Genomic DNA, 23,153 nt, shown 5'->3' on the forward strand with positions numbered 1-23,153 from the left:
TTTACCCATGACTGACACCACCACCCTGATCGCCACCCACAGTGGCACCTTCCACGCCGACGATGTATTTGGCGTGGGCATTTTGATGGGCGTGTTCCCATCGCACCGCCTCATCCGCACCCGCAAGCAAGAGTTGATTGACACCGCCGACTTGGTGGTGGACGTGGGTGGCGTGTGGGACGCCGCCACAGGCCGCTTTGACCACCACCAACGCGGCTTTGACGGCGCCCGCCCTGCCACCGAGGTGGATGGCACTACCGTGCCCGGCGTGGGCTACGCCAGTGCAGGCCTGGTGTGGTCGGCCTATGGCACTGCCTATGTGCAGGCCTGGGCCGCCAGTCACGGCCACGCTTTGGGTGAGGCGGCGGTGGCGGAGATCGTGCGCTCCATCGACCACTCGCTGGTGCAGTACCTCGACATCGTGGACACCGGCCAGGGCGATGTGTCGCCTGGCATCTTTGGCCTCTCCAGCCTGATCGCCCAGCTCAACACCCACTGGCTGGAAGAAAAAGGCCTGGACCACACGGCCAAGGCCCAGCTGCTGGAAACCCGCTTCCGTGAGGCCATTGCCATCACCCGCAAGTTTCTGGACCACGCTATCAGCAAAAAAGTGGCCCAGCTGCAAGCCATGGACACGGTGCGCGCCGCCCCCCGCCTGCTGCGCGGCCGGGTGCTGCACCTGCAAGAGGGCGGCATGCCCTGGACGCATGTGGTGTTGGCTGAAATGCCCGAGGTGGTGTTTGTGATCTACCCCGACTCGGATGGCGACCAGTACCAGATCAAAACCGTGCCCGTCGAAGCCGGCTCCTTCACCGCCCGCATGGACCTGCCATCAAGTTGGGCTGGCCTGCGCGACGGCGAGCTGGCCGCGGTGAATGGCGTGGCTGATAGCGTGTTTTGCCACCTCAACCTCTTCATCGGCGGTGCGCGCAGCTTCGCAGGCGCACTCAAGATGGCCGAGCTGGCCCTGGCTGAGCCCACAGCGTCTGCTTGATGTCGGGCCACACAGCTTCCCCGGCATCGGTGCCGGTCTTGCAGCAGGTGCGCAGTGCGGTGGTGGCCAACCTGCGCCCCGGGCTGGTGCTGTGGTGCGGCCTGGCAGTCTTGTTGCTGGGGTATGCGCTCAGCCCGGCGGTGCAGTCCGGCTTGGCGTGGTGGGGCACGGTCAAGCAGGCCTGGGGCTATCCGTTTGCCTTTGCGTCGTACGTGACCTTTGCGGTGCTGGTGCCCGAGGCGCTGAGCCACCTGCTGCTCAAGGAGCCGTGGACGCGCCAGGCGGCGTTCAACATGGCGTTTGCCGCGCTGGTATTCGGCTGCATCGGCGTGACGGTGGATGTGTTTTACGCCCTGCAGGTACGCCTGTTTGGCGAGGGCAACGACGGGGTCACGCTGCTCAAAAAGATGCTGCTCGACCAGTTTGTCTACTCCCCCATGACCAACTTCACCGTGATCGCCATGCTGGCGTGGCGGGACGATGGCTTCAGCGCCCGCACCTGGCGGCGGGTGGTGTCGGCCGACTTTTTGAGCCGCAGCTATGTGCCGGTGCTGGTGGCGCTGTGGTGTGTATGGATTCCCGGCGTGCTGGTGATTTACTTCATGCCCACCGCGCTGCAGTTTCCGGTGGCCAGCATCATCCTGAGCTTCTGGATTCTGATTTTCAAGTTCATGCGCCGGAGCTGATTGCTCCTGAATTCATAGCGGCTTGCGCATATTACACGAGCGCTAGGGGCTAATTTGGCACATAAACCTGCTGCTGCGCCACCCAGCCGTCAAACGCCGCCAGCAGCGGCTGCCAGCGCGTAGCGTCACCCTCCAGCTGGGCCAGGGCGGTGCAGGTGGCCTCCAGGGTCGATAGCTGCCCCGGTTGCTGGGCCTTGCGAATGGCGTAGCGGCTGGGCGGTAGCGCCTCCAACGCCAGCCGCGGCAGGCTTTGCAAGCCCGGGCTCAAGTGCAGCATCTTGCGGCTCTTGCGCCAGGTGGCGTCCAGCACTACCAGGCGCAGTCGCTCCGGCGCAGTGAGCGCGGCCGGGTCGAGCACCGCAGGCGCGGCGTGGCCTTCGCTGCGGGTAGGCGGGTACAGCAGCATGTGGGTGCGGTCTGCAGGCAGCAGGGCTTGTAGGGTGGTGGCGTCAAACGTCTCGCCCACCACCAGGCGGCTGCCCGGCAGGCTCAGGTGCAGCAGCCGGGCGGTGTTTTTGGCGTGCGCCACCTCCAGCGGGTGCTGCAGGATCAGCACCTCGCAGGCACTGGGGGTCGGGGTCACCCAGTGGCACAGGCAGGCGGATACCGGGCGCAGGCAGTGCGCGCACAGGGGCCGTTGCGGTGGTGCGCTAGCAGCGTGAAGGGGCGTGCTTCTAAGGGAAATCATGGACGGCCAAATGCTAGCCGGTTTGATCTAGCGCACTTGTGACGCGCGCTTGTCATCACGTACACTGAAAATTCAGGTCATTTTTGTGAAATTCTGCACAGTGACAACACGCAAGGCCGAACCAGCGCAGAAAACTGCACTACCCGGCCGCCGTCAATGGATGGCGGGCGCCGCTGCATGGGTGGGGGCGGCCCTGGCGGGCACCAGCTTGGGGGGCTGTAGCAAGCCGCAAGAGCTGATGCGGGTGGGCTCCATTGTGTTTCCCGGTTACGAGCTGATGTTTCTGGCCCGCGAGCGCGGCCTGCTGGACCCGCGCCGGGTGCGCCTGGTGGAAATGCTGGCCACCACCGACACACTGCGAGCTTTGGCCTCCGGCCAACTGGAAGTCGGCGCCATGACCCTGGACGAGATGATGAGCGCCCGCGCCGATGGTCTGGACTTGCGTGCGGTCGTGGTGCTGGATGTATCGCAAGGGGCCGATGTGGTCATGGCCCGCCCCGGCATCACCCTGGAGAAGCTCAAAGGCAAGCGCGTTGCCGCCGAAGAGGGCGCCATGGGCGCTGTGATGCTCAGTGCTCTATTGCAAGCGGCCCAGTTGGAGGTGCACGAAATCCAAAAAGTCCCGATGACCCTGGACCGCAGCGTGGCCGTCTTCCGCTCGGGCAAGGTGGACGCCGTGGTGACCGCCGAACCCTGGGCCAGCCAGCTGGAGGCGCAAGGGGCGAAACGCATTTTTGACAGCGCCCGCATTCCAGGCCGCATTGTGGATGTGTTGGCGGTGCGGGCCGATGCCATGGACGAATGCGCTGCCGCCATCCGCACCTTGGTGGCAGCCCATTTTGAGGCGCGGCGCTACTTTGCCGAGCAGCCGGTGCAGGCGGGCGCCTACATGTCGGCCCGTATGCAAACGCCGGCCCACGAGGTGCCCGGTGCGTACCGGGGCCTGAGCTTGCCGGATGTGGCCGAGAACCGCCGTTTGTTGAGCCCCGGCGGGCAACTGCACGCCACTGCCCAAGAGCTGCAACGGGTGCTGTTTGAGGCGGGCCTGATCCGCAAGATCGCCCCGCCCGGCGACCTGGTGGACACCCGGTTTTTACCCGCCTGAACCCCATGCCGACCAACCGCTTTACCCTGCGTTTTGCCCTTCCTGCGGGCTTGGCTGCTGCAGTGGTGGCGATGCTCATGACCTCGTTTCTCATCAGCTGGGCCAACGAGCGGCATGCGGTGATGGAGCACCAGAAGGCTGACGCGGTGCTCACGGCCGAGCACATGGCCCGCGCCACCGAGCGCGGCCTGAAGGGCGCACGCGAGCAAGTGGCTGCCGACCTCGCGGTGGCCTCTACCGACCCGGCGCTGGTGGTAATTGCCGTACTGGACCCGCAGGGCAAGGTCGATCTGGCCCAGCGCTTCAGCTGGCGCGGCCAGATGGCCGGTGCCGTGATTCCCGGTTTTGACCAGGGCCGATTCCAGCGGGCGGTGGCCAGCAACCTGCCTGACGTGGAGGCCTCGATGGAGCAGGCGCGCGTTACCGTCATCACCCATTACAACCTGCCGGTGAGTGAGCAGGAGCTGCGCAGCACCCAGCGCGGCGCGGTCTATGTGGAATACGACCTCCAGCCCGACTTTGACCGCGTGCTCTGGAATGCGCAGCGCCGCCTGCTGCCGGAGCTGCTGATTGCCTGTGCCCTGATTTGCGTGGTGTATGTGGTGCTCAAGCGCCGGGTGATACGGCCGATCCGCCAGCTGGAGCTGGCCGCTGCGGAGTTTGCCGACGGGGGCCATGTGCTGACCCCGGTGCCCGAAACCGGCCCGCGGGAGGTGGAGCGCCTGGCGCAGGGCTTCAACAGCATGATGCAGCGCATCACCCTGGCGCAACAAAAAGTGCTGGCCAGCCAGGCGCGCATGGAGGGCATTATTGAAGCCGCCATGGATGCCATCATCACCGTGGACCAGCAGCACCGCATCGTGGTGATGAATCGCGCCGCACTCGATTTGTTTGGCTATACCCTGGACGAGGTGCTCGGCCAGTCGGTGGAGACCCTGATTCCGGCGCCCCAACGCACCCGCCACGCGCAGGATGTGGAGAAGTTCGTCGCCACCGGCGTCACCCGCCGCACCATGAGCCACCACTCGGTGGTGCGGGGCTTGCGCAAGGATGGCAGCGAGTTCCCGGCCGAAGCCTCCATTTCGCACCTGGTGGTGGATGGCGAGCACCTGCTCACCGTCATCATGCGTGATGTGACGGATCGCGAGCGGGCGGAGCAAGCCATTCGCAGCCTCAACGCCAGCCTGGAAAACCAAGTCACCCAGCGCACGGCCAGCCTGGAGGCGGCCTTGCAAAAGCTCTCGGAAGAGCAGCAAAAGCTCACCCTAGCCCATGCCCAGCAACGCGCGATTTTCGAGATGGCCACGGTGGGCATCGTGCTGCTGGTGGACCGGATCATCGTGCAGTGCAACCGCAATCTGGAAGAGCTGTTCGGCTACGAGCCGGGCGGCCTGATCGGCCAGTCGCCCCGCAGCTGGTACCTCGATGACGAGAGCTTCCACAGCATGGGCCGCGAGCTCGAAGCCATGGAAAAAGGTGGTCTCCTGCAGAAAACCGAAATGCGCATGGTGCGCAAAGACGGCAGCCTCTTCTGGGCCCGCATTTCGGCCCGCATGTTTGATACGCCGGAGTACGGCAATGCGGTGCTCGGCGTGCTGGAAGACATCAGCCCCGCGCACGAGGCCGCCCAGGCCATTGAGCATGCGCGTGTGCAGGCCGAGGAGGCCAACCGGGCCAAGAGCAGCTTCCTGGCCAACATGAGCCACGAAATCCGCACGCCCATGAATGCGATCATGGGCATGTCCTACCTGGCCTTGAAGACCGAGCTGTCCGAGCGGCAGCGGGGTTACCTGAAGAAAATTCAGACGTCCAGCCAGCACCTGCTGGGCATCATCAACGACATCCTCGACTATTCCAAGATCGAAGCCGGCAAGCTCGACATTGAGCACATCGACTTTGAGCTGGACAAGGTGCTGGAAAACGTGGCCAGCCTGGTGGGCGACAAGGCCGCCTCCAAGGGGCTGGAGCTGGTGTTCAGCGTGGACTCCAAAGTGCCGCTGCACCTGATTGGCGACCCGCTGCGCCTGGGGCAGATTCTGGTGAATTACACCAACAACGCAGTCAAATTTACCGAGCGTGGCGAGATTGATGTGCTGGTCCGGGTGCAGGAAGACACCGAGCACCATGTGACCCTGCACTTCTCGGTGCGCGATACCGGCATCGGCGTGACAGATGAGCAACTGGAGGTGCTGTTCCAGAGTTTCCAGCAGGCCGATGCTTCGACCACCCGCAAGTTCGGCGGCACCGGCCTGGGGCTGGCCATCTCGCGGCAACTCGCCCACATGATGGATGGCGAGGTGGGTGTGGAGAGCAAGATCGGCGAGGGCAGCACCTTCTGGTTCACTGCCAAGTTGGAGAAGAGCAGCGTGACCGGCCGTGCGCGCGTGCTGCGCAGCGAGCTGTATGGCAAGCGCGTGCTGGTGGTGGACGACAACGAAAACGCCCGCCTGCTGCTGCAATCCATGTTGCAGGACCTGAACCTGCAAGCCGAGTCCACCTCGTCCGGCCCCTCGGCGCTGGACCTCGTGTACAAGGCCGATTACGAAGGCCGGCCGTTTGAAATTTTGTTTGTCGATTGGCAAATGCCCGGCATGAACGGCGTGGACCTGGCCCGTCGCGTCAAGGTGCTGCCCTTGGCCCAGCAGCCGCTGCTGGTGCTGGTGACCGGTTATGGCCGCGAGGAAGTGCTCAACAGCGCCGAGGGTGCGGGCATCCCCACGGTGCTGGTCAAGCCGGTGAGCGCGTCCATGCTGTTTGATTGCGTGGTGCGCGAACTCAACGGCTCGCAGGGGCAGCTCCCGCCCGAGCCCACCGGCCGCGACCACTCGGCCACCGATGTGTCGCAAATCCGCGGCGCGCGGGTGCTGCTGGTGGAAGACAACGAGCTGAACCAGGAAGTTGCCACCGAGCTGCTGCGCGGCGCCGGGCTGGTGGTGGAGCTGGCCTGCGATGGCCGCGAGGCCTTGGACAAAGTGCAGTCCTCCCACTTTGACCTGGTGCTCATGGACATGCAAATGCCGGTCATGGATGGCCTGACCGCCACCCGCATTCTGCGCAGCATGCCCGAGTACGCCACGCTGCCGATCGTGGCCATGAAGGCCAATGCCATGCTCGCCGACCGCGAGGCTTGTCTGGCCGCAGGCATGAACGACCACCTGGCCAAGCCGATCGAGCCGGAAGACCTGTTCGCCAGCCTGCTGCAATGGATTGCCCCCCGCGCCACCCCGCAACCGCCGCCCGAGCCACCCGTGGCTGCGCCCGTGTCCGCCGAGGCCTTGCCCGTGGTGGCGGGGCTGGATACCGCCACCGGCCTGCGCCGTGTCATGGGGAACCGCACCCTGTATCTCTCGCTGTTGCGCAAGTTTGTGCAGGGGCAAGGCGAGGTGGTGCCCCACATACGCCGTGCGCTGGCCGTGCGTGACCAGCCCCTTGCCCTGCGCTTGGCGCACACCCTCAAATCGGTGGCCGGCAACATCGGCCTCACCCAGGTGCAACTGGCTGCCGAGAGCCTGGAGCTGAGCCTGCGCGGGGTCGATGCCGCAGTGCAAGCCGCCGAACTGATTGCGTTGGAAGAGGTGCTGGAGCCCAGTCTGCAAGGCCTGCGGGCAGCACTGCAACCGGCACCCGAGGTAGCGGCTGCGACCGGTGTGGTCTCGCCGGAGGCGCTGCAGCGTGTGTGCCAGGAGCTGCGTCGCTTGGTGGAGGATGACGACATGGAGGCCATTGAAGTCGCCCGCCGCCACGAACCCCTGCTGCGCGCCGCCTGCTCGGAGGACTTCGCGCGGCTGGATGCCGCGCTGCAGGTCTTTGACTTTGAGGCGGCAGCAGCCATCATTCAACAGGCCATGGACAACGGCGCACATGGCCTGCACCAACCGGAGGACTCCCCCCCATGACGGATGACCTCACGAGCTTGCCCCCCCGGCCCACCATTCTGGTGGTGGACGACACGCCGGAAAACCTGATGCTGATGCAGTCCCTGCTGCGGGACCACTACAAGGTCAAGGGGGCCAACAACGGGGAGCGTGCCCTCAAGATCGCCATGGGCGAGGCACCGCCGGATTTGATCTTGCTGGACATCATGATGCCGGGCATGGATGGCTACGAAGTCTGCCGCCAGATCAAGGCGGACCCGCATGCCCAGCACATTCCCATCATTTTTCTGACCGCCAAGGCCCAGGCGGAGGATGAGGCTTTTGGCCTCTCGCTGGGGGCGGTGGACTACATCACCAAGCCCATCAGCCCGCCCATCGTGTTGGCCCGGGTGCGCAGCCAGCTGGCGCTCAAAGCCTCTTCAGACTTTTTGCGCGATAAAAACGAATACCTGGAGGTCGAGGTCGTCAAGCGCACCCGCGAGGTGAGTGCTATCCAGGACGTGACCATTCTGGCCATGGCCTCGCTGGCGGAAACGCGCGACTCGGACACCGGCAACCACATCCGCCGCACCCAACACTACGTGCGCTCGCTGGCGCGCAAGCTCTCCAGCCACCCCAAGTTCAAGGACTACCTGACGCTGGCCACCATTGCCATGCTCTACAAGTCCGCGCCGCTGCACGACATCGGCAAGGTGGGCATTCCGGATCGCATCCTGCTCAAACCCGGCAAGCTCACGCCCGAAGAGTTTGAGATCATGAAAACCCACACCACCCTGGGCCGTGATGCGATTGCGCACGCCGAAAAAGAGCTGGGTACTGAGGTGGCCTTCCTCACCATGGCCAAAGAAATCGCCTACAGCCACCAGGAGAAATGGGACGGCAGCGGCTACCCGCAAGGGCTGGCGGGCGATGCCATTCCCATCTCTGCCCGGCTGATGGCGATTGCCGATGTGTACGACGCCCTCATCAGCCGCCGGGTCTACAAGGCCGCCATGCCCCATGCGCAGGCGGTAGAGATCATTGCCATGAGCAAAGGCCGCCACTTTGACCCCGACATGGTGGATGCGTTTGTGGACATCCAGGACCACTTCAACGCCATCGCCTCCACCTACCAGGACAGCAACCAGGACCTGCAGCAAAAGGCGGATTACGCGCAGATTGCCGGTTTGCCCTTCGAGTAAACGGCCTCAGTGCGCTTCAGCCTTGCGGTTTGCCGTCGAAGTCGCTGGCATCGTGGCGCTCGCGTAGCTGCTCGGACGGCTCGCCCGTCACCCGGTTGACCATGCGGCCCCGCTTCACGGCCGGGCGGCTGTAGAGCTGGTCTGCCCAGCGCTGCACATGGGTGTACTCGTGCACGCTCAAGAACTCGGCAGCGCCATAGGCCCAGCCCTTGACCAGCCCGCCGTACCAAGGGAAGACTGCCATGTCGGCAATGGTGTACTCGCTGCCCGCCAGGTATTCGTGGTCGGCCAGGCACCGGTCCAGCACGTCGAGCTCGCGTTTCACTTCCATGGCGAAGCGGTCAATGGCGTATTCAATTTTGGTGGGTGCATAGGCATAAAAGTGCCCGAAGCCACCGCCCAGATAAGGCGCGCTGCCCATCTGCCAGAACAGCCAGTTCAGCGTTTCGGTGCGGCCCGCAATGTCTTTGGGCAGGAATGCGCCGAACTTTTCGGCCAGGTACAGCAAGATGGAGCCCGACTCGAACACGCGCAGGGGCTCGGGCCCGCTGCGGTCCAGCAGGGCCGGAATCTTGGAGTTGGGGTTCACGTCCACAAAACCGGAGCCGAACTGGTCGCCGTCCCGGATGTTGATCAGCCACGCGTCGTATTCGGCACCAGTGTGGCCGAGTGCCAGCAGTTCTTCGAGCAGGATAGTCACCTTCACCCCGTTGGGCGTGCCCAGCGAATACAGCTGCAGCGGGTGCTTGCCCACGGGCAGCGCTTTGTCATGGGTGGGGCCGGCAATGGGCCGGTTGATGCTGGCGAAGGCGCCGCCATTTTCTTTGTCCCAAGTCCAAACCTTGGGAGGTACATAAGGGGAAGAGTCGGTCATGTGGCTTACGGGGTAAAGGGGGGTGTTCAAGCCATGATAGGGACGAAACGCAAAAAATGCCGGCGCAGGGGTGTTTGCCGTGTCTCAGAGACAATGCCGCATGAGCACTTTTCTCCTCCTCGTTTTGTCTAACGTCTTCATGACGTTTGCCTGGTACGGCCACCTCAAGTTCGGTCACGATTGGCCGCTGTGGCGCGTGATTTTGGTGTCTTGGGGCATCGCCTTTTTTGAGTACTGCCTGGCAGTGCCCGCCAACCGCTTGGGCTACGGCGTGTTCTCCGGCTTTCAGCTCAAGATCCTGCAAGAAGTGGTGACGCTGAGCGTCTTCCTCGGCTTTGCGGTGCTGGTGCTGAAAGAGAAGTTCGCGTGGAACTACGTGGCCGCATTTGTGTGCCTGGGGGGCGCCGCATTTTTTGCGTTTGCCTTCAAGGCGCCGGCAGCGTAAAAAGCAGGGCAAGGAGTTTTCCATGACAGCACCCGAGAAAGTCAAAGGCCCCGCGTCCTACTTCCCCTCCATCGAGAAAACCTACGGCCACCCCATGGCCCACTGGTTTAACTTGGTGAAACAGCAGCAGGGCAAGAAGCACATGGAGATCGTGGCTTGGCTCAAGGCCGAGCACGGCCTGGGCCACGGCCACGCCAATGCCATCGTGGCGCATTGCCTGGCAGTCGCCCAGTGAGCGCGCCCCTTGCACCCGCAGAGGCGGCACGCCTCAAAGCCCTGCCCAAAGCCGAGGTGCACCTGCACCTGGAGGGCTGCTTTGAAGCTGCGCTGATTGCGCAATGGGCCAAGAGCGAAGGCGTGGCCTTGCCCCGCCCGCAAGAAGACTTGTTCAAGTTCTCGGGCCTAGCGGACTTTCTGGGCTTCTTGGATCTGGCCTGCGGCCTGGCCCGCACGCAAGACCGCTTGGTGGAGCTGAGCTACGGCCTCAGCCAGCGCCTGGCCGCTAACGGCACAGGTTATGCCGACGTCATCTTCAACCCGACCCACTGGCACGCATGGCATGGCCGCCTGGGCCCCATGCTCGACGCCATCCACGCCGGCTTGAGCGCAGCGGAGCAAGACGGCCTGCCCAACGTGGGGTTGTGCGTCAGCCTACTGCGCACGCAGTCGGCCGACGAGTCCATCGATCTAGTGAACACTTTAACGACGCTGCGCCACCCGCGCGTGGTGGCCCTGTCGGTAGACGGCAACGAAGCCGCCGCCGGCCGCACCGGCCCCCGGTTTGCAGACGCCTTCCGCAAAGCCGCCAACGCCGGCCTGCGCCGCACCGTGCACGCGGGCGAATCCAGCGGCCCCGAAGGCGTGTGGGACGCGGTGGACCTGCTGGGCGCCGATCGCATCGACCACGGTGTGCGCGCCATCGACGACCCGGCGCTGGTGCAGATGCTGGCGGACCGGCAGATCCCGCTGGGCGTGTGCCCCACGTCGAATCTGGTGCTGGGGGTGTATCCGTCGATTGAGGCGCACCCGATTGAGCGCTTGCGGCAGGCGGGTGTGCGTGTCTCGCTCAACACCGACGACCCGGCGCTGCTGGGCGCGAGTTTGGTGGGGGAGTACGCGCTGTGTCGGCAGGCGTTTGGGTGGACGGATGAAGTGACGCGGGAGGCGGCGCGGACTTCGATTGAGGCTAGTTTTGCGAACGAGGATGTGAAGGCGGGGTTGTTGGAGAAGCTTCGTCGTTGGTAGTGGCCATTTAACACTACCTCACCATGCGGGTACGGAGTGCACCGCAGGCACGTAGACTTCATCCGCATACAGCAATGAAAGATGGGTTTGATGTCTACTCCGAATGAATGTCTCCATGCACAGGCTCTTGAAGCCGAAATGCAATGGCTTTCCGCCGTCATGGATGCGCGGTTCAAGCAGCATTTTGAACAAGAGGCCGATCAACCGATACCTTCACCCCCGAAAGTGTTGTCGGGTAGCGCTTTGGCAACTGTTCTCCACCAGTATCAATGTGGGGAATCTGAACGTTTGGTACTTGCACTCGCATTAGCCCCACATTTGCGCCCAGAGCTTCTGGATGCGTTCTTCGTTCGCAATCAAAATCTTGATCGTGGATTCACAGAGTTCGGCGGTTCAAAAGGAGTGGCGCATGGTGGGTTTATCCCTACGGGCGAAACGGCATCTTTCTTGTTGGCGGGGAACTCTTTAGAAAAACGCTTTGCACTCATGCAGATCTTGGGGCCCAGTCATTCGTTTTGTCAGAACGAAATACTGGCATTGGAGTCTTCCCCTTCGGGTGAGCCTGCACTCAGCGGGCGACTGACGCTCAGTTCGGAATGGCTAAGCCGTTTGTGCATGGGAGAGGGGACCAAACCCAGCTTCAGTAGCGAGTTTCCCGCTCAGCGTGTGAGCACCCCCTTGGCGTGGGAAACATTGGTGCTCGGTGAACATACCTTGAATCAAGTGAGCCAACTGCGCTTGTGGTTGCAACGTAGTGTTGCGTTGATGCATATGCCGGGATGTCCACCACATCGCGAGCAGGGTCTGCGGGTCTCGCTACATGGACCAGCCGGCGTAGGTAAGACGTTATCGGCACTTTTGCTTGGTAAGGAGTCCGCAACGGACGTTTACAAACTAGACCTCAAGCTGATTGGTGGGTGGGATGCCGATTGCGCTCAGCGTGGGCTAGACCGTGTTTTCAAACTGGCAAGTAATCGCCAGTGGATGCTTTTGATAGAGAACGCCGGATTGCTTCAAGACGACGGGGTGACAGCGACGCAGGCATCGAATTTTGCTCATCTGCGAATGCATTTGGCGAGCTTTGCAGGCTTGGCTTTGCTGGAGTCGCGCCAGCCCTTCGCGGATGAGTCCGGCCTCGTGGACATGGCAGTGCGGTTTGGGTTGCCCGACGTTGGGCAGCGCCTTCAACTGTGGAAGATCTACCTTCCAGAAGCCAAAACAGATGCTGATGTGCGGTTTGAGGACGTCGCTGAACGTTATCCGTTCACCGGTGCGCAAATTGCCAATGCAGTTTTCTGCGCTTTTTTGTACTGTGCACAAAGAGGAGGCGCCACAGTGTCTGACAGTGATTTGCAGAGGTGCTTGTCGGATGTGGAGTAGGTCGGAATGCGCTCGATAGCAGGCATTCTTGAGTAGCTGCAACGGCTCCCAATTTGCTCGTCTGGTTGTCGCGCTAAAACGGCATACCTATTAAAAAAAGCGCCGCGGGTATAAGTCCCCGCGGCGCTTTTTGGGTGGTTGCTGCGCAACTTAGCTGACCACCCCAGCCCGCTCCAGCATCGCATGCAACAACACATTGCACCCGGCGGTGATGTGCTCCGGCTTCGCATCCTCAATCTCGTTGTGGCTGATGCCGTCTTTGCAGGGGATGAAGATCATGCCGCTGGGGGCCAGCTTGGCCATGTAGACAGCGTCGTGGCCGGCGCCTGAGACTGCGGGCATGTTGCTGTAGCCCAGCTTCTTGGCGGCGCGGCCCACGGCGTCCACGCAGTTCTCGTGGAACTGGATGGCGTTGTAGCTGGACACCATTTCGATCTTCACATCCACGCCGTGCTCTTGGCCCACCTTGGCGGCAAAGGCTTTCACCTCGTCGGCCATCTGGTCCACCAGCGCGTCGGTGCTGTTGCGCAGGTCGATGCTGAACTTCACCCGGCCAGGGATGACGTTGCGGCTGTTGGGGAACACCTGCACCATGCCCACGGTGCCGCGGCCATGCGGCGGGTGGCGATGGGCGGCGGCCACCACGTCTTGCATGATGCGCGTGGCGGCCAAGAGCGAATCCTTGCGCAGCGCCATCGGCGTGGGGCCGGCGTGGGCTTCCATGCCGGTGACGGTGCAGTCAAACCAGCGAATGCCCAGCACGCCGCTGACCACGCCAATGGTCACGTCGTTGTCTTCCAGCACCGGGCCTTGTTCGATGTGCGTCTCAAAGTACGCGCCGATCGGGTGGTCGCCGGGTTCTTGGTCACCGATGTAGCCAATGCGCTCCAGCTCACCCTTCACGCTCTTGCCTTCGGTGTCTGTGGCGGCATACGCATGCTCCAGCGTGAAGGCCTTGGCAAACACGCCCGAGCCCATCATCACCGGTACAAAGCGGCTGCCTTCTTCGTTGGTCCAGAAGGCCACTTCGATCGGCGCTTCGGTTTCTATGCCCAGGTCGTTCAGGGTGCGCACCACCTCAATGCCCGCCAGCACACCATAGTTGCCATCGAACTTACCGCCGGTGGGCTGGGTGTCGATGTGGCTGCCGGTCATGATGGGCGGTAGGCTGTTGTTGCGTCCCGGGCGGCGCATGAAGCCGTTACCAATCTTGTCGATGGTGACGGTCATACCCGCCTCACGGGCCCAGCGGGTCACCAAGTCGCGGCCTTGCTTGTCGAGGTCCGTCAGCGTCAGGCGGCATACGCCGCCTTTGGGCGTGGCGCCAATCTGCGCCAGCTCCATCAGCGAGCCCCAGAGGCGCTCGCCGTTGATGCGGATCTTGTCGATGTCGAGTGCGGTGGCGGTTGTCATGTCGAATTCCTTCCTAAACAAATAACGCTACGTGTCGCTGGAGTGCGTATAGCCGGGCGGCGATTTCTGCGCGTTTGGCAGCATGAGCCGCTCGGCTATACGCACTCCAGCAGGCCAGCCTCTTAGCGTTTGACAGCAGTGGGAGCCAGCGTCTCGGCGCGCAGGCGGCTGGCGGAGAAGTTGTCATTGAAGGCCGGGCGCTTGATGTAGCGGCCCTTGCCCTGTACGGCGCGCAGATCGCCCTGCACAAACACCAGCTCGCCTTGGCTCACCGTGTGGCTCGGAATGCCCTTGACCGTGCGGCCTTCGAAGATGTTGAAGTCGCCTTTGCTGAACTGCGTCTTGGCCGACATAGTCTTGGTACCTGCGGGGTCCCACACTACCAGGTCGGCATCGGCGCCAACTGACACGCTGCCCTTTTGCGGATAGATGTTGAACAGCTTGGCCGTGTTGGCAGACGTGACCGCTACAAACTCGCTGGGGGTCAAACGCCCAGTGTTCACGCCTTCATCCCAGATCACGGCCAAGCGCTCTTCCACGCCGCCGCAGCCGTTGGGGATCTTTGAAAAATCATCTTTTCCTGCGGCCTTTTGCGCAGCGCAGAAGGTGCAGTGGTCGGTGGCGGTGGTGTGCAGGTTGCCGCTTTGCAGGCCGCGCCACAAAAATTCGCTATTGCCCTTGGGCCGGAAGGGCGGGCTCATCACGTGGGCAGCTGCCGTCGCAAAGTCGGGGTGGCGGTAGACGCTGTCGTCCAGCACCAGGTGGCCGGCCAGCACCTCGCCGTACACGCGCTGACCGCGTGCGCGGGCACGGGCAATCGCCTCGGCCGCTTCAATGCAGCTCACGTGCACTACGTAGATGGGCACATTGAGCACATCGGCAATGGCAATGGCGCGGTTGGCGGCTTCGCCTTCGACCATGGGCGGGCGCGACAGCGGGTGGCCTTCGGGGCCCTTGATGCCCATCTCGGCCACTTGCTTTTGCAGCAGGTAGACCAGCTCGCCGTTTTCGGCGTGCACGGTGGGCATGGCGCCCAGCTCCAGCGAACGCTTGAAGCTGTTCACCAGCGTTTCGTCGTCGCACATGATGGCGTTTTTGTAGGCCATGAAGTGCTTGAAGCTGTTGACGCCTTCTTGCTGCACCAGCGTGCCCATGTCGCGCCGCACGGTTTCGTCCCACCAGGTGATGGCGACGTGGAAGCTGTAGTCCGACGCCGACTTTTCGGCCCAGTCACGCCATTTTTGGTAGGCGTCCAGGATGTTTTCTTTGGGGTCAGGAATGACGAAGTCGATGATGGTGGTGTTGCCGCCCGCGAGACCGGCTGCCGTGCCGGTGTAGAAGTCGTCCATGGTGACCGTGCCCATGAAGGGCAGCTGCATGTGGGTGTGCGGGTCGATACCGCCGGGCATGACGTACTGGCCGCCCGCGTCTACCGTGGTGGCGCCCGCGGGCGCCGTCAGGTTCTCGCCCACGGCCACAATCTTGCCGTCCTGCGTGATCACATCGGCCTTGAAGGCGCGGTCGGCGTTGACCACCGTACCGCCACGGATAAACAGAGTGCTCATGAATTGCTCCTAAAACAATAGCTGCTTGCGCAATAAAACCGAGGGCTGGAAGTCATTTTTATGCCTAAGTACCAGCCTTGCAAGTCCGTTCAGGCAGTTGCCCGCATGGGGTTGTTGGGGTGGGTGGTCCAGTCGGCGTGCTCGGCGCTCACGGTCTTGCCGGTGCGCAGGTCTACTTCACCGGGTGCCAGGTCGCGCAGGGTGATGGTGTCCGGCACGGGGCACACGGTCACGCACAGGTTGCAGCCCACGCACTCGTCCTCTTTCACCTCGAAGTGGCGCTTGCCGTCTTTCTCCAAGGTGATGGCCTGGTGGCTGGTGTCTTCGCAGGCGATGTGGCAGCGCCCGCACTGGATGCAGCTGTCCTGGTTGATGACGGCTTTGCTGATGTGGTTCAGGTTGAGGTAGCGCCAGTCGCTCACCGTGGGCACGGCCTTGCCCACAATCTCGCTCACGCTTTTGAAGCCCATCTCGTCCATGTAGTTCGAGAGGCCGCTTTCCATCTCCTGCACGATCTTGAAGCCGTAGACCATGGCGGCGGTACACACCTGCACCGTACCGCTGCCTAAAGCGATGAAGTCCAGCGCATCGCGCCAGTTGCCAATACCGCCAATGCCGCTGATGGGCAGGCCGGCGGTGAGCGGGTCGCGGGCAATCTCGGCCACCATGTTCAGGGCAATCGGCTTCACGGCCGGGCCGCAATAGCCACCGTGGCTGCCCTTGCCGCCGGTGGAGGGCGACATGGTGAGCGTGTAGGGGTCCACGCCCATGATGGAGTTGATGGTGTTGATCAGGCTCACCGCATCAGCCCCACCGCGCTTGGCCGCCTGCGCGGGCTTGCGGATGTCGGTGATGTTGGGGGTGAGCTTCACGATGACCGGCAGCTTGCTGTACTGCTTGCACCACTCGGTGACCATCTGGATGTACTCGGGCACCTGGCCTACGGCGGCGCCCATGCCGCGTTCGCTCATGCCGTGGGGGCAGCCGAAGTTGAGCTCAATGGCATCGGCGCCGGTGTCTTCCACGCGGGGGAGGATGGCTTTCCAGCTCTTTTCTTCGCAGGGCACCATGAGCGAGACGATCATGGCGCGGTCCTGCCAGTTGCGCTTGACCTCGGTGATTTCGCGCAGGTTGAGCTCCAGGTCGCGGTCGGTGATCAACTCGATGTTGTTGAAGCCGTTCAGCCGGCGGTCGGCGGACAGCAACGCGCCGTAGCGGGGGCCATTCACGTTGACAACCGGTGGGCCGGCTTCGCCCAAGGTCTTCCAGACCACGCCGCCCCAGCCGGCCTCAAAGGCGCGGTTGACGTTGTAGGCCTTGTCGGTCGGCGGAGCCGAGGCGAGCCAGAAGGGATTGGGGCTTTTGACGCCGCAGAAGGTGGTTTCCAGATTGGCCATGGTGTTTCTCCGAAAGTCGATGGCCGCTCAGGCCGAAAGGGTTGCGTGAATGGCCAGTGCGGCTTGCTTGCCGTGCTCCACGGCTTCCACGGTCAGGTCCAGGCCGCCGGCACGGCAGTCGCCGCCGGCCCATACACCGGGCAGGTTGGTGGCGCCTGCGGCATCGGTAGCAATCTTGCCGTCGCGCAGGGTGAGGCCGGCCTCGGCCAACACCGGGTTGCCCAGCTTCTGGCCGATGGCTTTGAGCACGGTGTCGGCCTCCCAGGTGATTTCGCGGCCGGTGGGGGCGAGCTTGCCGTTCACCAGGGCCTGCTCGGCAAAGCGCACGGCGCGCACCTGGCCGCTGTGGGCACCCTCGTGACCCAGGATTTCGACCGGCGCCAGCCACTGGTGCAGCACCACGCCGTTGGTTTGGGCCCATTCCTGCTCGTCTTTGGAGGCACTCATGGTGTCTGCACCCCGGCGGTACACCATGTGCACCACCTTGGCCCCCAGCAGCTTGCTTTGTACGGCGGCGTCTACCGCGGTCATGCCGCCGCCAATCACGATCACCCGGCGGCCCACGGGCAGGGTGGCTTTGTCTTCCGTCTGGCGCAGGGTGGCAATGAAGTCGACCGCGTCTTGCACACCTTGCAGGGCTTCGCCGGGCACGCCCAGCGCCTGGGTGGTGGCCAAGCCCATGCCGAGGAAGACGGCATCAAAGTCCTTGCGCAAGGTGTTCAACTGCGCCACGGTGTCCAGCTTCCACTGGTTTTGAATGGTGATGCCGCCAATGTCCAGCAGCCAGGCGATTTCGCGCTGGGCAAAGTTGTCGGGCGTTTTGTAGCTGGCCAGGCCGTATTCGTTCAGGCCGCCGGCCTTGGGCTTGGCGTCGAACACCACCACGTCGTGCCCGTGGCGTGCCAAGGTGTGGGCGCAGGCCAGGCCTGCGGGGCCGGCACCCACCACGGCCACTTTTTTGCCGGTGGCGGGGGCGCGGGTAAAGACTTGGGGCTTGGCGCTTTCCATCAGTGCGTCGACGGCGTGGCGCTGCAGGCGGCCGATGGCCACGGGCCGGTCTTCCTGGGTGTTGCGCACACAGACGGCTTCGCACAAGTTTTCGGTGGGGCACACACGGGCGCACATGCCGCCCAAGGGGTTGCTCTCCAGAATGGTGTGGGCCGAGCCGCGCAGATTGCCGTCTGCAATGCGCTTGATGAAGGAGGGCACATCAATGCTGGTGGGGCAGGCCGTGGCGCAGGGCGCGTCATAGCAATAGAGGCAGCGCTCGGCTTCCAGCAGGGCCTGGGTGTGCGTAAAGCGCGGGGTGGCGTCGGCAAAGCGTTGGGCGTATTCCTCGCTGGCGAGGCGGCCTGCACGAACGTCGGGAGAGGTAGAGGGGGTGGACACGCGGGCTACTCCTTAAAAAACTGACCGTTTGGTCAAGTCATGGATTGCATGCTAGCAATCGACGTGCCACGCTGTAACTAGGGGTTTGCACCATAAAACAGCCCGTTGGTCGGGCAGATTGCACCGGTGTGGGGTGCGGGCCGTTGCCGGCTTGCACGCTTGCGGGGCATGGGTCGGGTGTCGCGCGCCTGTCATGCCTTTGTCACACGGGGCGGAGACAGTGGCAGGCTGTCTTTATTGGAGTTCTCCATGTCTCTTCGTCTTTTGTCCGCCCTGGCGCTTGCTGCCAGCCTGAGTGCCTGCGCCACTGCACCGGGCACGCCTGTGAACAGCTACAGCTTTGGCCTGTGGGGCGACATGCCTTACAAAAAGGCGGGCGACGACACCAAGCTGCCGGCCGTGCTGGCCAGCATCAATGCCGCTGATATCGCGTTTTCCATTTACGACGGCGACATCAAGGACGGCAGCTCCACTTGCTCCAACGAGATTTACACCGACGCCCTCAAGATGTTTGGCGGCATGAAAAAGCCGGTGGTCTATGTGCCCGGCGACAACGAGTGGACCGACTGCCACCGCACCAACAACGGCGGCTTTGACGCGCTGGAGCGCCTGGCCCACTTGCGCAAAGTGATGTACCCCACGCTCAACAGCCTGGGCCAAACCACCTTGCCGCTGGAGCATCAGGGCAAGCTGGGCGAGAAGTATGTGGAGAACACCCGCTTCAGCATGGGCCCTGTGGTGTTTGCCGGCATCAACGTGCCCGGTAGCAATAACAACGTCATCATGAGCGCCAAGGAATGCACCGCCAAGAGCGCCCGCAACGCCGCGCAGTGCGATGCGGCCAATGCGGAGTATCTGGAGCGCGACGGCGCCAACATCCAGTGGGTAGAGTCCACCTTTGCCAAAGCCCGCGCCGACAAGGCCGAGGGCGTGGTGCTGGTGATCCAGGCCGACCCCGGATTCGACTGGCCCGAAACCGAAGAGGCGGATGAAAGCCAGCTGCCCCAGTTCAGTGGCTACCGCGCCTTCATGGCGGCGGTGGTGAAGCAGACCGAAAGCTTTAAAGGCCAAGTGCTGCTGGTGCATGGTGACACGCACTTCTTCAAGGTGGACAAGCCGCTCTACAGCCCTGCCAAGTTGCTACCCAACCTCACGCGCCTGCAAACCTTCGGCAGCCCCAGCCTGCACTGGGTGAAGGTGGGGGTGGAGCCGGGCAGTGCTAACCTGTTCAACATTCAGCCGGTGATCGTGCGCCAGCCTTAAGCAAAACGCCTATTAAAAGACGTGCCCTGGAAGCCGCGGTGCAGCAATGCCCGCGGCTTTTGCTTGTGTCCTACAGCGTGTCAGACGTGCACACTGCCTGAAGCCATTCGCTGAATAGCTCCACCGCAGGGCCGGCCTCGGTGTTTTCCGGGAGCACCAGGTAGTAGTGCCGCTCACCGGGCAGCGGAGCAGGGTGCGCGAGCACCAGCTCACCCCGGGCCAGCTCTGCCTCTATCAACAGGCGTGGCACCAAGGCCACGCCCATTCCGCAGGCGGCAGCGGACGAAGCCATCGAAAACTGCTCATAGCGCGGCCCGGCAAAGGCGTTGGCTGCTTCAATGCCTTGCGCCGAAAACCAGCTTTGCCAGCTGTCGGGCCGGGTGCTTTGTTGCAGCAGGGGCAGCAAAGCCACGTCTGCCGCACTCAATGCCCTGCGCCCGCGCAGCAAGGCCGGGCTGCACACGGCAACCACCTGTTCTTGCAAAAGCGGGTAGCAGCGCGTGCCTGCCCAATGGCGGATTTGTAATTCGGTGCAGGCGAAGATGGCTGCGTCGAACGAGGTGTCGTTGAACAGAAACGGGCGGGTACGGGTTTCAATGTGCACAACCGTGTTGGCGTGTCGGGCGTGAAAGTCGGGCAAGCGCGGCAGGAGCCAACGCGCTGCAAAGGTGGGCACGCTGGCCAACTGCACCGCGCCACCATGCCCGCGGGTGGACATGAGGTCCAGGGTGTCTTGCTCCAGCCCGCGCAGCCAGGACGCGACTTGGGTGGCGTAGCGCGTGCCCGCACTCGTCAGCGCCACACCATGCCGCGTGCGGCGGAACAGCGCCATGCCCACCAGCTCTTCGAGCGTGGTGATCTGCCGCGAAATGGCACTTTGGGTGAGCGACAGCTCCTGGGCCGCGCGGGTAAAACTTTCGTGGCGCGCCGCAGCCTCGAAACAGAGCAAGGCTTGGGTGGCGGGTATTTTTCGTCGCATGGGGCGGGTTAAGTCGGTGGGTTGTAGAGGGCCTTCAGGTCTCGAACGTGCTGCGCGGCGTTGCGGGCGGCAGTGAGCCGCTCATCGTTGAGAGTGGCAAACACCAGCGCTTCTTCGCGCCCGGCTTGTGCGAGGGTGGCGCCATCGGGCCCGGCCACCACGCTCAGGCCACCGTAGTGCAGTGCGCCCTCGGGGCCGGTGAAATTGGCATAGGCCACAAACAACTGGTTCTCATAAGCGCGCACCGGCACCAGCGAGCGGGCCACGAAGTCGTACTCCTTCATGTTGGCTGTAGGCACCGCGATCAAGTCTGCACCTGCCAGCGCAAGTGCGCGGGTGGCTTCGGGAAACTCCACGTCGTAGCAAATCAGCATGCCAATCTTCCAGCCATGGAAGTCGAAGGTCCGGGCGCTTTGCGCCTCGGCTGAAAACTGGCTGCGGTCGAGATCGCCGAACAAATAGGCCTTGCGGTAGTTCAGGCAGCGCCGGCCCGACGCATCGATCCATTGGGCTGCGTTGTACACGCGGCCGTCCGCGCCGCGCTCGGGGTAGCCGTACACCACCGCCACTTGGTGGCGTTGTGCAATGCCGGCCATGGCGTCGGCCCAGGCCCCGTCTGCCGCTTGGGCCAGGGCCTGCACGGCCGACGCACCAATGGCGTAGCCGGTGATGAACATTTCAGGGCACACCAGGAGTTGTGCTCCTGCACTGGCGGCCTCGCGGGCTGCAGCTTCAAGCCGCTCCAGATTGCCCGGCACATCCAGCGGAGCGGGGGCACATTGCCACAGTGCCAGTTTCAGAGGTACACGCATGGCAGTCATTCGGGGAGCGCCATCGGGCCCAAGGTGTCAAACACATCACCGGGGCCGGGGTTGGCGGCATGGGTGTGACCGCCCAGATGTTGCACGATGCCCCACACTGCGTTCAGGGACGTTTGCACCGCGCCCTCCACCCAAGCGGGTGTCCAAGACACGTCATCCCCCGCAATGAAAATGCCGCGTTGCTGCGGTGGAAGCTGGTCCTGCTTGAAGTGGGCGTACATGCGCTGGTTGTAGCGGTAGTGCCCGGGCAATGCGCCCTTGAAGGCTCCCAGAAAGTAGGGGTCAGCCTCCCAGGAAACGCAAATCGGATCGCCAATGATGTGGCTGGTAATGTCCACTTTGGGGTAGATTTTCTTGAGGGCCTGCAGGGCCAGCTTGACGCGTTTCTCCGGGGTTTGCGGCAGCATCTTGAGGGCGTCGCCCATCCAGGCATAAGACAGACAAATCACCGCCGGTTTGTCCGGCCCGTTGTCAAACAGGTAGGTGCCGCGGGTCAGCCGGTCGGTGAGTGTCATGCTCATCACATCGCGGCCGGTCTCCGGGTCTTTGTCTTTCCAGAATGGCCGGTCCACCATGACAAAGGTCTTGCTGGATTGCATGTAGCGGGTGCGGTCCAGCGCCATCCACATCTTGTGGGAGAAAAGGGATTCTTCGACCGCAATCTGGGTGGTGAGCAGCCAGCTCTGGCAGGTGGTCAGCACCGCGTTGTAGTGGCGCGTATCGCCCCAGGTGTCCGTCACGGCAAGTCGGCTATCCGTTGCACGGGCAATGGCGGCCACCCCAGCACGGGTCGCGCCACTGTGCAGGCTTTGCAAGGTAGTGCCTGCCGGCCAGTGCACCAGTTGGGTGGGGGCATGGCGCCACAGGCCGTGAGGCACCTGGTCGGCCCCGCCTACGATGAGCTGCTGGTTGTCATCGCAGTTGGTCAGCACCACCCGCAGGATTTCCAGCATGGAATTCGGAAAGTCCGAGTCCCAACCGCCGGTGCCAAAACCCACTTGACCAAAAATTTCCCGGTGCTGGAAGGACAGCTTGGCAAACGCTTTGGAGTTGGCGATGAAGTCGTAAAACGTGCGGTCATCCCAGAGCGGCACCAGCGCATTCCACATGCGCTTGAGCGCCGGCACATCCCGGTTGCGAATGGCGTTTTGCATGTCGCTGAAGCGAGCATCGTCTTCGAGTGCCTGGGCCCAGGCGTCCGCCACCTCTTTGAAGATCGGGGGCAGGTCTTGCAGGCTGCGCGCGTAGTGGGTGTTACCCTCCAGGTCGATGACTGTGCTGCCCGAAGCGGGCGTCAGGGGGTTGGGGAAGTCCCGGGTCTCCAGGCCCAGCAGGTGGACGTAGTGGTAGAACGCGGTGCCCGAGACCGGAAAGCGCATGCCGCCCAGTTCCGCCACCACATCCTGCGTACCTTCAAAGACTTGCGAGCGCAGCCGCCCGCCCATCTTGGACGCCTCATAAATCACCGGCTTGAGGCCCAGCTTCATCAGCTCGTAGGCGGCGACCATGCCGGCCATGCCGGCTCCGACGATGGCCACCTCCTCGCCCAAGCGGTGTGCGGGTAGCTGGCCCAGCCCGTCGGGGTGGGCGATCCAGTCGTCAAACGCGAATGGGAAATCCGGGCCGAAGATGGTGACCGGTTTGCGCACTTCAGGTGCTGTTGTCGTGATGGTGTCGCTCATGGGATTGCTCTCCAAATTGGCGCGGACTATGTCATAGGTATGCACCGCATGCAATACATCGGCGTCAAAGCGTCAAAAACTGCGTTTTTTTGGATTTAAAAATGAGTTAAACGCATGCCTGTGTGCAAAACGCTTGCTTGCACAGGCACTATGCAGGGGCTACGATCTCTG

Annotated in this window: 19 protein-coding genes; 10 read left to right on the forward strand and 9 right to left on the reverse strand. The window is 63.1% G+C overall.

Going from position 1 to position 23,153, the window contains the following annotated elements; genetic code table 11:
• Positions 1–7: 7 nt before the first annotated feature.
• Both FDM28_RS04325 and FDM28_RS04330 read left to right on the forward strand, forming a co-directional pair.
• Positions 8–994, forward strand: a complete 987-nt coding sequence (locus FDM28_RS04325) for an MYG1 family protein (RefSeq protein WP_138513374.1) — start codon at positions 8–10, stop codon at positions 992–994.
• A complete protein-coding gene (locus FDM28_RS04330; protein ID WP_138513376.1) occupies positions 994–1,680 on the forward strand; it encodes a hypothetical protein in 687 nt (228 codons plus the stop codon). The genes FDM28_RS04325 and FDM28_RS04330 overlap by 1 nt, the downstream gene beginning before the upstream one ends.
• Positions 1,681–1,729: 49 nt before the next feature.
• On the opposite strand, the gene FDM28_RS04335 is transcribed toward FDM28_RS04330, so the two are convergent.
• Positions 1,730–2,368 (reverse strand): tRNA-uridine aminocarboxypropyltransferase, encoded by a 639-nt coding sequence (locus FDM28_RS04335; protein WP_138513378.1) that lies wholly within the window; start codon positions 2,366–2,368, stop codon positions 1,730–1,732.
• Between the two features lie 100 nt (positions 2,369–2,468).
• Here FDM28_RS04335 and FDM28_RS04340 point away from each other — a divergent pair, with 100 nt between their 5' ends.
• The 3 genes from FDM28_RS04340 to FDM28_RS04350 are packed head-to-tail and all read left to right on the forward strand — an operon-like array spanning position 2,469 to position 8,529.
• Entirely contained in the window at positions 2,469–3,473 is a 1,005-nt protein-coding gene (locus FDM28_RS04340; protein ID WP_138513380.1) for an ABC transporter substrate-binding protein, read from the forward strand.
• A gap of 5 nt (positions 3,474–3,478) precedes the next feature.
• Positions 3,479–7,369, forward strand: a complete 3,891-nt coding sequence (locus FDM28_RS04345) for a response regulator (RefSeq protein ID WP_138513382.1) — start codon at positions 3,479–3,481, stop codon at positions 7,367–7,369.
• Positions 7,366–8,529 carry a response regulator gene (locus tag FDM28_RS04350; RefSeq protein ID WP_138513384.1) on the forward strand — a complete coding sequence of 388 codons (1,164 nt, stop codon included), beginning with the start codon at positions 7,366–7,368 and terminating at the stop codon, positions 8,527–8,529. The genes FDM28_RS04345 and FDM28_RS04350 overlap by 4 nt, the downstream gene beginning before the upstream one ends.
• Positions 8,530–8,545: 16 nt before the next feature.
• Here FDM28_RS04350 and yghU read toward each other — a convergent pair whose 3' ends face one another.
• Positions 8,546–9,403 (reverse strand): glutathione-dependent disulfide-bond oxidoreductase, encoded by an 858-nt coding sequence (yghU, locus tag FDM28_RS04355; protein ID WP_138513386.1) that lies wholly within the window; start codon positions 9,401–9,403, stop codon positions 8,546–8,548.
• 100 nt (positions 9,404–9,503) lie between these two features.
• Here yghU and FDM28_RS04360 point away from each other — a divergent pair, with 100 nt between their 5' ends.
• From FDM28_RS04360 to FDM28_RS04375, 4 genes are all read left to right on the forward strand, one after another.
• On the forward strand, positions 9,504–9,848 hold the full coding sequence (locus FDM28_RS04360; protein WP_138513388.1) for a DMT family protein: 345 nt from the start codon (positions 9,504–9,506) through the stop codon (positions 9,846–9,848).
• Between the two features lie 22 nt (positions 9,849–9,870).
• A complete protein-coding gene (locus FDM28_RS04365; RefSeq protein ID WP_138513390.1) occupies positions 9,871–10,083 on the forward strand; it encodes a DUF4287 domain-containing protein in 213 nt (70 codons plus the stop codon).
• Positions 10,080–11,093: an adenosine deaminase gene (add, locus tag FDM28_RS04370; RefSeq protein WP_138513392.1), complete on the forward strand. Its 1,014-nt coding sequence runs from the start codon at positions 10,080–10,082 to the stop codon at positions 11,091–11,093. Before FDM28_RS04365 ends, add begins: the two co-directional genes overlap by 4 nt.
• Before the next feature lie 90 nt (positions 11,094–11,183).
• Positions 11,184–12,473 carry an ATP-binding protein gene (locus tag FDM28_RS04375; RefSeq protein ID WP_138513394.1) on the forward strand — a complete coding sequence of 430 codons (1,290 nt, stop codon included), beginning with the start codon at positions 11,184–11,186 and terminating at the stop codon, positions 12,471–12,473.
• Positions 12,474–12,623: 150 nt separating this feature from the next.
• On the opposite strand, the gene FDM28_RS04380 is transcribed toward FDM28_RS04375, so the two are convergent.
• From FDM28_RS04380 to FDM28_RS04395, 4 genes are all read right to left on the reverse strand, one after another.
• Positions 12,624–13,886 carry a Zn-dependent hydrolase gene (locus FDM28_RS04380; RefSeq protein WP_138513396.1) on the reverse strand — a complete coding sequence of 421 codons (1,263 nt, stop codon included), beginning with the start codon at positions 13,884–13,886 and terminating at the stop codon, positions 12,624–12,626.
• A gap of 122 nt (positions 13,887–14,008) precedes the next feature.
• A complete protein-coding gene (gene hydA / locus FDM28_RS04385; protein WP_138513398.1) occupies positions 14,009–15,451 on the reverse strand; it encodes a dihydropyrimidinase in 1,443 nt (480 codons plus the stop codon).
• A gap of 89 nt (positions 15,452–15,540) precedes the next feature.
• Positions 15,541–16,848 carry an NAD-dependent dihydropyrimidine dehydrogenase subunit PreA gene (gene preA, locus FDM28_RS04390; RefSeq protein WP_138513400.1) on the reverse strand — a complete coding sequence of 436 codons (1,308 nt, stop codon included), beginning with the start codon at positions 16,846–16,848 and terminating at the stop codon, positions 15,541–15,543.
• A gap of 27 nt (positions 16,849–16,875) precedes the next feature.
• Positions 16,876–18,237 carry an NAD(P)-dependent oxidoreductase gene (locus FDM28_RS04395; RefSeq protein ID WP_138513402.1) on the reverse strand — a complete coding sequence of 454 codons (1,362 nt, stop codon included), beginning with the start codon at positions 18,235–18,237 and terminating at the stop codon, positions 16,876–16,878.
• Positions 18,238–18,486: 249 nt separating this feature from the next.
• Here FDM28_RS04395 and FDM28_RS04400 point away from each other — a divergent pair, with 249 nt between their 5' ends.
• A complete protein-coding gene (locus FDM28_RS04400) occupies positions 18,487–19,500 on the forward strand; it encodes a hypothetical protein (protein WP_138513404.1) in 1,014 nt (337 codons plus the stop codon).
• A gap of 70 nt (positions 19,501–19,570) precedes the next feature.
• Here the strand turns inward: FDM28_RS04400 and FDM28_RS04405 are convergent, their stop codons facing one another.
• Genes FDM28_RS04405 through FDM28_RS04415 form a run of 3 tightly spaced genes read right to left on the reverse strand, consistent with a single transcriptional unit; the run spans position 19,571 to position 22,982 of the window.
• Complete coding sequence (locus FDM28_RS04405) at positions 19,571–20,479, reverse strand: LysR substrate-binding domain-containing protein (protein WP_138513406.1); 909 nt, start codon at positions 20,477–20,479, stop codon at positions 19,571–19,573.
• An 8-nt stretch (positions 20,480–20,487) separates the two neighbouring features.
• Complete coding sequence (locus tag FDM28_RS04410; RefSeq protein ID WP_206021909.1) at positions 20,488–21,291, reverse strand: carbon-nitrogen hydrolase family protein; 804 nt, start codon at positions 21,289–21,291, stop codon at positions 20,488–20,490.
• A gap of 5 nt (positions 21,292–21,296) precedes the next feature.
• Positions 21,297–22,982 carry a flavin monoamine oxidase family protein gene (locus tag FDM28_RS04415; protein WP_138513408.1) on the reverse strand — a complete coding sequence of 562 codons (1,686 nt, stop codon included), beginning with the start codon at positions 22,980–22,982 and terminating at the stop codon, positions 21,297–21,299.
• Positions 22,983–23,153: the final 171 nt, after the last annotated feature.

Source organism: Rhodoferax bucti (assembly GCF_005876985.1).
Lineage (GTDB): Bacteria > Pseudomonadota > Gammaproteobacteria > Burkholderiales > Burkholderiaceae_C > Allorhodoferax > Allorhodoferax bucti.